The sequence below is a fragment of the Brevibacillus sp. HB1.1 genome (genome assembly GCF_013332445.1).
In the GTDB taxonomy this organism is placed as follows: domain Bacteria; phylum Bacillota; class Bacilli; order Brevibacillales; family Brevibacillaceae; genus Brevibacillus; species Brevibacillus porteri.
Genome location: NZ_JABMIV010000011.1, coordinates 232,875 through 242,479 on the forward strand (window position 1 = coordinate 232,875; position 9,605 = coordinate 242,479).

At 51.5% G+C, this 9,605-nt stretch carries 9 protein-coding genes; 6 read left to right on the forward strand and 3 right to left on the reverse strand.

Features of this window, described 5'->3' with window-relative positions; translation table 11 throughout:
- Position 1: 1 nt before the first annotated feature.
- The 4 genes from HPY27_RS24650 (at position 2) to HPY27_RS24665 (ending at position 1,903) form a co-directional block, all read left to right on the forward strand.
- Positions 2 to 298, forward strand: a complete 297-nt coding sequence (locus HPY27_RS24650; protein ID WP_174226215.1) for a hypothetical protein — start codon at positions 2 to 4, stop codon at positions 296 to 298.
- Between the two features lie 24 nt (positions 299 to 322).
- The gene (locus tag HPY27_RS24655; protein ID WP_174226216.1) at positions 323 to 469 is read left to right on the forward strand and encodes a hypothetical protein; all 147 of its coding nucleotides are present in this window, start codon (positions 323 to 325) and stop codon (positions 467 to 469) included.
- Between the two features lie 135 nt (positions 470 to 604).
- Positions 605 to 1,060, forward strand: a complete 456-nt coding sequence (locus HPY27_RS24660; RefSeq protein WP_174226217.1) for a phage holin family protein — start codon at positions 605 to 607, stop codon at positions 1,058 to 1,060.
- A 6-nt stretch (positions 1,061 to 1,066) separates the two neighbouring features.
- Positions 1,067 to 1,903, forward strand: a complete 837-nt coding sequence (locus tag HPY27_RS24665) for an N-acetylmuramoyl-L-alanine amidase (protein WP_174226218.1) — start codon at positions 1,067 to 1,069, stop codon at positions 1,901 to 1,903.
- Positions 1,904 to 1,948: 45 nt separating this feature from the next.
- Here the strand turns inward: HPY27_RS24665 and HPY27_RS24670 are convergent, their stop codons facing one another.
- The 3 genes from HPY27_RS24670 to HPY27_RS24680 all read right to left on the reverse strand — a co-directional run bounded on the left by HPY27_RS24670 (position 1,949) and on the right by HPY27_RS24680 (position 4,749).
- Positions 1,949 to 2,452 carry a S4 domain-containing protein gene (locus HPY27_RS24670; RefSeq protein WP_017251836.1) on the reverse strand — a complete coding sequence of 168 codons (504 nt, stop codon included), beginning with the start codon at positions 2,450 to 2,452 and terminating at the stop codon, positions 1,949 to 1,951.
- Between the two features lie 312 nt (positions 2,453 to 2,764).
- Positions 2,765 to 3,649 (reverse strand): glycosyltransferase family 2 protein, encoded by an 885-nt coding sequence (locus HPY27_RS24675; RefSeq protein WP_174226219.1) that lies wholly within the window; start codon positions 3,647 to 3,649, stop codon positions 2,765 to 2,767.
- The gene (locus tag HPY27_RS24680; protein ID WP_174226220.1) at positions 3,646 to 4,749 is read right to left on the reverse strand and encodes a glycosyltransferase family 2 protein; all 1,104 of its coding nucleotides are present in this window, start codon (positions 4,747 to 4,749) and stop codon (positions 3,646 to 3,648) included. The genes HPY27_RS24675 and HPY27_RS24680 overlap by 4 nt, the downstream gene beginning before the upstream one ends.
- A gap of 150 nt (positions 4,750 to 4,899) precedes the next feature.
- Here HPY27_RS24680 and HPY27_RS24685 point away from each other — a divergent pair, with 150 nt between their 5' ends.
- Both HPY27_RS24685 and HPY27_RS30455 read left to right on the forward strand, forming a co-directional pair.
- Positions 4,900 to 5,988, forward strand: coding sequence for a glycosyltransferase family 2 protein (locus HPY27_RS24685; protein ID WP_017251839.1), 1,089 nt, complete (start codon positions 4,900 to 4,902; stop codon positions 5,986 to 5,988).
- 443 nt (positions 5,989 to 6,431) lie between these two features.
- Positions 6,432 to 9,605 (forward strand): alpha-helical endospore appendage domain-containing protein (locus tag HPY27_RS30455; RefSeq protein ID WP_371814369.1); only part of this gene is annotated, 3,174 nt, incomplete at its 3' end.

The window sequence follows — 9,605 nt, forward strand, 5'->3', positions numbered from 1 at the left end:
TATGTATTTGGTTTTGCACAAGAAAATCAATGACAAAAACATGGTTTCGAGCATTATTAATCTTGACGTTGCAACAGATTTGCCACAAGAGGTTATTGATTCCGGGGTTATCGTTGAGAATGAGCCATCCCCGGAGGCTGTGACAGGAAAAACAGCAACCATATATATCGATCTTGGCACAAAAAAATACTATTACGAGTATGCAGACCGACCACTAACACAAGACGAAGAGATTGCAGACCTTAAAGCGAAACTCAAAGTGACACAAGACGCGATTGACGCCACCTTGCTCACATAATCAACTACACGGAGGGATTGGACAATGGCAAGTAGACTGTACGCTTATTGCAAAATGCGCTGGGAAGATGGAGCGTGGACAGAGGCTGAATTGACAATAGCCGTCACCAAGAAGCACATCACAGATCCAGAAAAAACAGAGATTATGACACAACCACAAAAAAGCATGTAGAGCGCCTTATCCTAATTAGGAGAGGCGCTTTTTCATGGAAAACTCAGCTATCTATCACGAAGACCAACAGCTCGCCCCGTTCCTAGCGGGGCTATTTTTATTCCTTCATAATGGATTAATAGGAGGAGACACACCATGAAATCCCTACACAGCCTAGAAAGCATCGCAACCCCAGCAAACGCCTGGGCGACAGCAGCAGGTGCAATCGTGTCGCCCGCCTTTCACTATCTATACGGCACCAACCGCCAAGACATCCTAGTTGTCCTCTTCTTCCTAATCGCCCTCGACTGGATCACAGGCATCTCCGCCGCCAAAAAAGACCAATCCTACTCATCCGACTACGGCCTGTCCCGAATCCCACGGACTCTATTCCTCATGGCCCTACCAGCCGTAGCCAACCTCCTAGACCGCGTCATGGGTACACCAGGCTTCTTATTCTACGGCGTCACCTTCGGCCTCATCTACCACACCTGGACAAGCCTGACCGCCAATGCCCACCGCGCAGGCTGGCCGATGCCCAAATCCGTCGAGAAATTAGTCAGTGCCGAAATCAAGGCAAAGGCTGAGCGAGCCAAACGAAAGGAGTCCTAGTAAACTATGAAAATCACCGAGATGCTTCTGACCAACGAAAATTCCCGCCCGAAAAAGAAAATCGTCCCAAAAGGAGTCGTCATCCACTGGACGGCCAACGAACGCAGCGGTGCAAATGCCGCCGCCAACCGAAACTACTTCAACAGACCAACGACAGTCGCGAGCGCACACTACATCGTGGATGACAAAGAAATCATTCGCTGCCTCCCCGAGGACGAGATGGGCTACCACGTCGGGGCGAAAACTTATTCACAGGCCGCCTTGAGCAAGTTGAGCAACTACCCGAACAACTGCACGATTGGGATTGAAATGTGCGTCAATGCAGATGGAAGCTATGAGAAAATGTACGAGCAAACAGTGGCACTGACTGCGGATATCTTGAAACGACATGGCTGGGGAGTCGAGCACCTGTGGCGTCATTACGACATTACGGGGAAAAACTGTCCGGCCTTTTTTGTCGTCAATACGACCGCTCAAACATATACGGGAATGTCAGCGAAGGACGCATGGGCAAAGTTTCAACAGGATGTCCACAGGTTTCTCACAGCTTATCCACAAAAACCACAGCCTGATGTGGATAAGTGCGCAGTTGAGCTGACACTTACTTCCACTGGAAAATTAATCGATGATGTATCCTATGTACCCATCCGAATGATTGCGGAGGCAGTGGGTGGAGCAGTGGAATGGGAGCCTTCCACGCAAAAAGTGACCGTGAACGGACAGGAAGTCTCCTATGTAAACGACCAGGGAACTACTTTTGCGAAAACAAGAGAGCTGGCTGCCTTACTTGGATTGCAAGTGGAGTGGGACGAGCCGAGAAAAATGGTCGTATTAAAGAAATAAAAGAAAAAGCCGCAGATCCCGTCTGCGACTTTTCTATACATACTTTTACTCAATCAAAATCTGAATGATATCCGCTGCACTCAATACAGCGCTTGGCTTCGTCTCCTGCTCATTCAGACGAATATGCCCGTCCTTGATCTTGCGGACAATCTCGCTGCGGCTCCAGCCTTCTATCTGTTCAGACAGCAGCTTGTCGAGTCTGAACCGAGCTTCTGCGCGCTCAATCCGAATCGTCACTTCCTGAACGCCCTTTTCCTGGTATTCATGCAAGGGGAGAGTAGGCAGCGGCGCGATTTCTTCACTAAACTCCGTATCTGGCACCTCCCGATGATCCGTAAAGGCTTTGTAGATGGCTAGCTTTTCGTTCCACGTATGATTTTTTTCGCATTTATAGATAGCGAAGCGATAGATGTTTTTGCCGTTAGCGTTGTGGCGGCGGATGTTGGTATCGAAAAAGAGAACGATTCGCCCGCAATTGCTGCAATGTCGCCGCACTGGCTGATTTTCATGATTTTCACGTAAAACCCACGTATGCTCGATGATATGCATGGTCCTTCACCTCGTGTAAAAAGTGAAAGGAACGCACCTGCTATTTGGATGTCCTGTAGGGCAGGCCTAATTTTGGACACAAAAAAACGGAGATTCCCCATAGCGAACCTCCGTCAGGATAACCACCTACAGATTTCGTTACGTTCCTTTGTAATGGGAAAAAAGGGCAGACTGCACCTGTGCGAAAAACAGTTTGTTTTCCGAAGGGCCAGCTATCCAGTTTTTTAGGCCATTACAAAGTAGTTGTTGGCATACGTAGTTACCGTACCTTTCCATCCAAATAGACGTGGAATGAATATACCATATAATGGTTTAGTTTCCAAGGGGGATTGTATTGTTGACGACAGGAGAGCGAGTGGTTTTGACGCGTAAAGGAGCGGAGCCGTAGATTTGCTTCATCCAGGTTCGCGCTTCCGCAAAGTCACTCTCCCGATAGAGATGAAAAGCGGGATGGTGTGTATCCACAAAAAGGGACAAACCCAAAGCCTGAGCCCGGATGCAGAAATGACGGTCCTCGCCCCAGAAGCTCAGATTTGGAATTTGCTTAAAGCTGACACCAGCCTGCAGCGCTTTTCTGCGAATGAGGGTGCAAGCCCCTAAACCACCTACCTCATATACGCCGGGGACACGGAGTTGTCCGTAGAAAGCGTACTTCCGCAAGTATTGTTCTTCTAAGGAAATTTGTTCATGGCGTGCGCATTCGAATTGGGTGTATTCGTCTTTGAGCCACACCTGTGGGACGGGGACAGTATCTGGTGTCCAGCTCGTCCAGAAGATTTCAGATATGATCTGTTTGTCAGAAGCGAGCAAAACTTCCAAAGTAGTTGGCTGGAGAAGCAAATCCGAATCAATGAGGAAGAGGGCGTCGTAATCATGGTGTTTGGCGCGGGCGATCATTTCGTCCTTGAATCCACCGACCTTCCAGACGAGTGCGTCGCTCCAGTAGTGGGTCGTTTCATCGCATGTGTAAGGATGCAGGCTGCCAGCAGCGGGGATAATGTCGACCTGTCCCGTGTGTTTTTCTGCAAAGTTTTGAAGAATTTTGCTCGAAAGTGGATCGTTATTGTCATCTACGAACAAATAGTGCAACGTCAAGTTTGAGGTCGACAGCCTTTCTAACGAAAACAAAAACATCCGGAGAACATCTGGTTTCTGACAAACTGGACTTCCGATTAGCACACTTGTTTTCACGCTCATAGCACCACCTCTCGCTTTTGTGCGAAGTGCGAAGTAAGCAGGGAGCTTGCTGTGTAATCGTAGACAAGGGATTCATGTGCCTTGCCCATGCGCTCCATGCATCGTCCCAAAAAGTGAAAAGCGTAAAAGCTCCCCATTCCTTGCTCACTAAAATGCTCCCACTGATTGTCCCCGATCTCTAAGCAATACTCGAAAGCCTTTATCGCCTCGGCATACAGACCATGCTCCATCAGGAAAACGCCTTTGTAAAAATGAAGGTCTACGTAATTGGGGTAGATTTGAATAGCTCGTGCAATCCCCGGCCATGCTCCGCGCATACTGCCATGCTGGAAAAGAATATCGAATTTCAGCTTGTAGCAAATAGACGGGGGAGGCTGTTTGGTGGTCAAAAAGCCTTTTATTGCTTGATTCACTAGTGTAAATGCATGCTCCAATTGTTTAGCGCGAAAAAATTCGTTTGCAAGATGGTAATCGCACCACGGGTCTTGTTTGGATTGCTTTCTTTCGTGACGTAAGAGCCTCAAGTTGCGCAAAGCTTTTTGTTTTCGTTGAACGGCATCTTCCATATATCCGAGATGGTGGATATGTACAGGTAGCAAAGGGACGGCGAGATCCCTAGAAACGGTGGTCGGCCATTGAAGCACTTCGTGAATGTCTCGCACAAATCGGAACCCTTTTTTGTTACGAAATAAGCGGATTTGCCCGGAGCGGAAGGAGGAGTGGTGCGAAGCTTGAACCTTTTGCGATCCAGTGTAATGGATCATTTTCATAAAAAAGGCGTCACCTTTGCTCGCACTCACAGCCTGACGAAGCACCCCCGTTTTTTCTTCCTGTACGATTTCATCCGCATCCAGCCATAAAATCCACTCTCCCTTGGCAACCTGCAATCCGGCGTTTCTCGCTTTCGCAAAGCTGTTTTCCCAAGGAATCTCCAGAACTTTCGCTCCGTATTTCCGGCAAATATCCTGTGTACCATCGGTTGATCCTGTATCGACAACAATGATCTCGTCTACCACCATATGCACGCTGGACAGACAAGCTTCGATCTGGTCTGCTTCGTCTTTGACGATCATGCATAGGGAAAGGAGAGGCGGGCTCATTCGGATGATCACCTTCTTTTCGGTGTTGTCAGAACATATTGTTACACCATATTCGTGCGAGGTGATGGTTATGAAAGTACGGATACATAAAGGGGGAAGGAAGGAAATAGGATGTTGAGAAAATGATTTTCTGGGGAGGGGGCGATCTGCATGTTCACGGTTAGCTTGTGCATGATCGTTCGGGATGAGGAAGAATCACTCGGTCGATGCTTGTCGACGGTCTACGATTTGGTGGATGAAATCATCATTGTCGATACAGGGTCGACCGATCGAACCAAAGAAATTGCATTGACCTATGGTGCACATCTGTTTGATTTTACCTGGGTGGACGATTTTTCAGCAGCTCGTAACTTTGCTTTTGCGCAAGCCAAGATGACGTACATTTTTTGGCTGGATGCGGATGATGTGCTTTTGGAAGTGGATCGGGAACGATTTGCAGCACTGAAGGCCTTGGACAATTTTGATTACGACAGTGTCTCGATGCCGTACCACTTAATGGTAGATGAGCGAGGGAAGCCGGTTCACTATTTGCGAAGAAATCGCCTCGTCAGACGGAAGTGTAACTTTGTTTGGCATGGGGCGGTCCATGAGTATTTGGCTGTCGCGGGGGAAATTCTGCACAGTGAAATCGCCATTACTCACGAAAAAAATAAGCCGTATACAGACCGGAATTTGCAAATCTATGTAAGGCGCAAGGAAGAAGGCGAAGTTTTTGATCCGCGTGACCAATTTTATTTTGCAAATGAATTGTTCGATCATGCGAGGTACGAAGAGGCGGCTGAGCAGTATCAGTTGTTTTTGGACGGAGGTTTGGGTTGGATCGAGGATCAAATATGGGCGTGTCAGAAGCAGTCAGAGTGTTACGCTCACTTGAAGCAACCTGAAAAACAGATTCAATCTTTGACCAAGACACTCGCGATTGACCTTCCGCGTGCGGAGATTTGCTGCAGGATGGGGGCTTTTTTTGTGGAGAAGCAGGATTTCCCGAAGGCCATTTATTGGTACCGGCAAGCGACATTATTGGAGCGGCCACAAGGTTCCATGGGGAAGGTAGATGAATCAGCATGGACGTGGCTGCCGCATATACAACTATGCTACTGCTACGATCGGATCGGGGATCAACGAAAGGCAAAAATTCATCACGACATGGCAAAGCTGTATTACCCGACGCATCCAAGTGTAGCGTACAACGAAGCTTATTTTGCAAAACTGGAGCAACTGGATTGGGTAGAACAGTAGATGGCTATACTCCTTCTTGGTTGTAGGTATTGTATTTGGGAAATTGTTATTTGCACGGGCCTTCTCTACAAAAATGGAATCGATCCCCGTTGATTAAAGAAGGAGATTCTCCATCCGTTACTGGTAAGAGCTGCATGTCAGTTTGTTGGAATCCCTTTTTAGATTAAGGGGGATGGCTTCTTTTTTGGAGGAAGAGGATGAATGAAAACAAAGACCCCGTTTATGGTTTCGTAAAGCACTTCAATAACGATTACTCCTCGTATTGATTCCTCTAATGAATGAGCAACGGTTTCCTTTCTCCTTCTATTTTCTCGTAGTTGTCTGTAAGTGACGTTCTTTTTGTCCAATACTTTTTCAGGTGATTGGGAAAACAGTATGCCACGGCTTCTTGTGTAACAACTCATGAGGGAGGGGAAACATCCTTTTCAAAGAGGAGGAGAATCATGTCATTTCCAAATATACCGAATATCACCCCGACTATTCAGATAGGGCGTGACGATGCGCTCAATTTAATGTTGTCTTCTTTAGCTATGGAAGAGTTGGGGCTTAGTCATATTTTAAATGCGGAAGCTGAAAAAATTCAGTATGCACTCGGGACAATTCCCGGGCTATCTGGACCAGGAGCCACCATTTCGGATTTGCTCGCGTTAAACAAGAGTGTGCGGGACATGCTCGAAGCAACGACAAAGCAAGACCTGCTTTTGCAACAGAAGCTGGAGGCGGTGCTGGATGCAACTGAATGTCCGGTAAAGAGGGTTACGGGGCCAACAGGGCCAACTGGACCGACGGGAGCAACTGGAGCAACTGGAGCAACAGGAGTTAGTGGACCGAGGGGACCAAGCGGAGCTACCGGGGCGAGAGGTCCGACGGGAGAGACTGGAACCACCGGATCAACGGGAGGTACTGGAGCCACTGGAACCACCGGAGCGACTGGAGAAACCGGAGAAACCGGATCAACTGGAACTACGGGATCCACTGGAGCGACTGGGGCAACGGGAGAGACCGGAACCACTGGAACCACGGGAACCACTGGAGAGACCGGAGTAACCGGAGTAACCGGAGTAACCGGAGCGACTGGAGAAACGGGAGCCACTGGATCAATTGGAACCACCGGAACCACCGGAACCACCGGAACCACTGGAGAAACGGGAGATACTGGAGAAACTGGAATCACGGGATCCACAGGAGAGACCGGAGCCACTGGAACCACCGGAACGACTGGAGAGACCGGAGTAACCGGAGCAACTGGAGCCACTGGAGAGACCGGAACCACCGGAGCTACAGGATCAACGGGAGCAACGGGAACAACCGGAGCCACGGGAGAGACTGGAGCCGCCGGAGAGACCGGAGCCACTGGATCAACGGGAGAGCCCGGAGTAACGGGAGCGACCGGATTAACCGGATCGACTGGAACAACAGGAGAAACGGGAACAGCGGGAGCGACTGGGACAACTGGAGTGACGGGGGCAACAGGAGAGACCGGAGCTACCGGATCAACTGGTGCCACCGGACCAACGGGAACCACTGGATCCACCGGAGCGACCGGAGTAACTGGAGCGACTGGAGCGACTGGAGCAACGGGAACAGCGGGAGAGACCGGAGAGACCGGAGCCACTGGAGCAACTGGAACAACGGGAGCGACCGGAGCCACCGGAGCCACCGGATCAACAGGAGAGACCGGATCAAGTGGAACGACTGGAGCAACAGGAGAGACCGGAGTAACTGGAGCAACAGGAGAGACCGGAGTAACTGGATCAACCGGAGTAACCGGATCAACCGGAGCGACTGGAACCACCGGAGCAACAGGAGAGACCGGAACAACAGGAACAACAGGAACAACAGGAACAACAGGAACCACCGGAGCAACGGGAGCGACTGGAGAAACCGGAACCACTGGAGCGACCGGATCAACGGGATCAACTGGAACCACCGGAGCCACTGGAGCCACTGGAGCGACTGGAGCCACCGGATCAACTGGAGCAACTGGAGAGACCGGAACCACCGGAACCACCGGAACCACCGGAACCACCGGAACCACCGGAACCACCGGAGTGACTGGATCAACCGGAGAGATCGGACCAACCGGAGCAACGGGAACAACTGGAGAGACGGCAGCCACAGGAACGACAGGATCAACGGGAGAGACCGGAGTAACCGGAGCGACTGGATCCACTGGATCGACTGGAACCACCGGAGTAACGGGAGAGACCGGAACCACCGGAGCTACAGGATCCACGGGATCCACTGGCACCACCGGAGCAACGGGAGCGACTGGATCAACCGGAGAGACCGGAGTCACAGGCGCGACTGGATCCACTGGAGAGACTGGATTAACCGGAGAGACCGGACCAACAGGAGCCACAGGAACGACAGGAGCAACGGGAGCGACTGGAGCCACCGGAGCAACGGGAGAGACCGGAACCACCGGATCGACTGGAGCAACCGGAACTACGGGAGAGACTGGATCAACCGGAGCTTCTGGATCCACGGGAGAGACCGGAATAACCGGAACGACTGGAACGACTGGAACGACTGGAACGACTGGAACGACTGGAACGACTGGAGCGACTGGAGTGACTGGAACCACCGGAGTCACCGGAGAGACTGGAGCCACCGGGGTAACCGGAGAGACTGGATCAACGGGAGAGACCGGAGCCACGGGAGAGACTGGATCAACCGGAGATACCGGACCAACAGGAGCCACGGGAACAACTGGAGAGACGGCAGCCACCGGAACGACTGGAACGACTGGAACGACTGGAGCGACTGGAGTCACCGGAGAAACCGGATCAACAGGAGAGACCGGAGTAACCGGAGTCACCGGAGATACCGGAGCCACGGGAGCGACCGGAGCCACGGGAGCGACCGGAACCACAGGAGAGACCGGAACCACGGGAGAGACCGGAGTAACCGGAACGACTGGAACCACTGGAACGACTGGAACGACTGGAACGACTGGAACGACTGGAACGACTGGAACGACTGGAACGACTGGAACGACTGGAGCGACTGGAGCGACTGGAGCAACCGGAGCAACGGGATCAACCGGAGTGACTGGATCAACAGGAGCAACTGGAACTACGGGATCAACCGGAGTGACTGGGGCAACGGGAGAGACCGGAGTAACTGGAGCAACTGGAACCACCGGAGCAACGGGAGCCACTGGAGAGACTGGAGAGACTGGTGCAACTGGAACAACTGGAACAACGGGAGCGACTGGGACAACTGGAGTGACGGGGGCAACAGGAGAGACCGGAGCTACCGGATCAACTGGAGCCACCGGACCAACGGGAACCACTGGATCCACCGGAGAGACCGGAGTAACTGGAGCGACTGGAGAAACGGGAACAGCGGGAGCGACCGGAGCCACCGGATCAACAGGAGAGACCGGATCAAGTGGAACGACTGGAGCAACAGGAGAGACGGGAACCACTGGATCCACCGGAGTAACCGGATCAACCGGAGCGACTGGAACCACTGGAGCAACAGGAGAGACCGGATCAACAGGATCAACAGGAGCCACTGGAACCACGGGAGAGACTGGATCAACAGGATCAACAGGAGCCACTGGAACCACGGGAGAGACTGGATCAACAGGATCAACAGGAACAACAGGA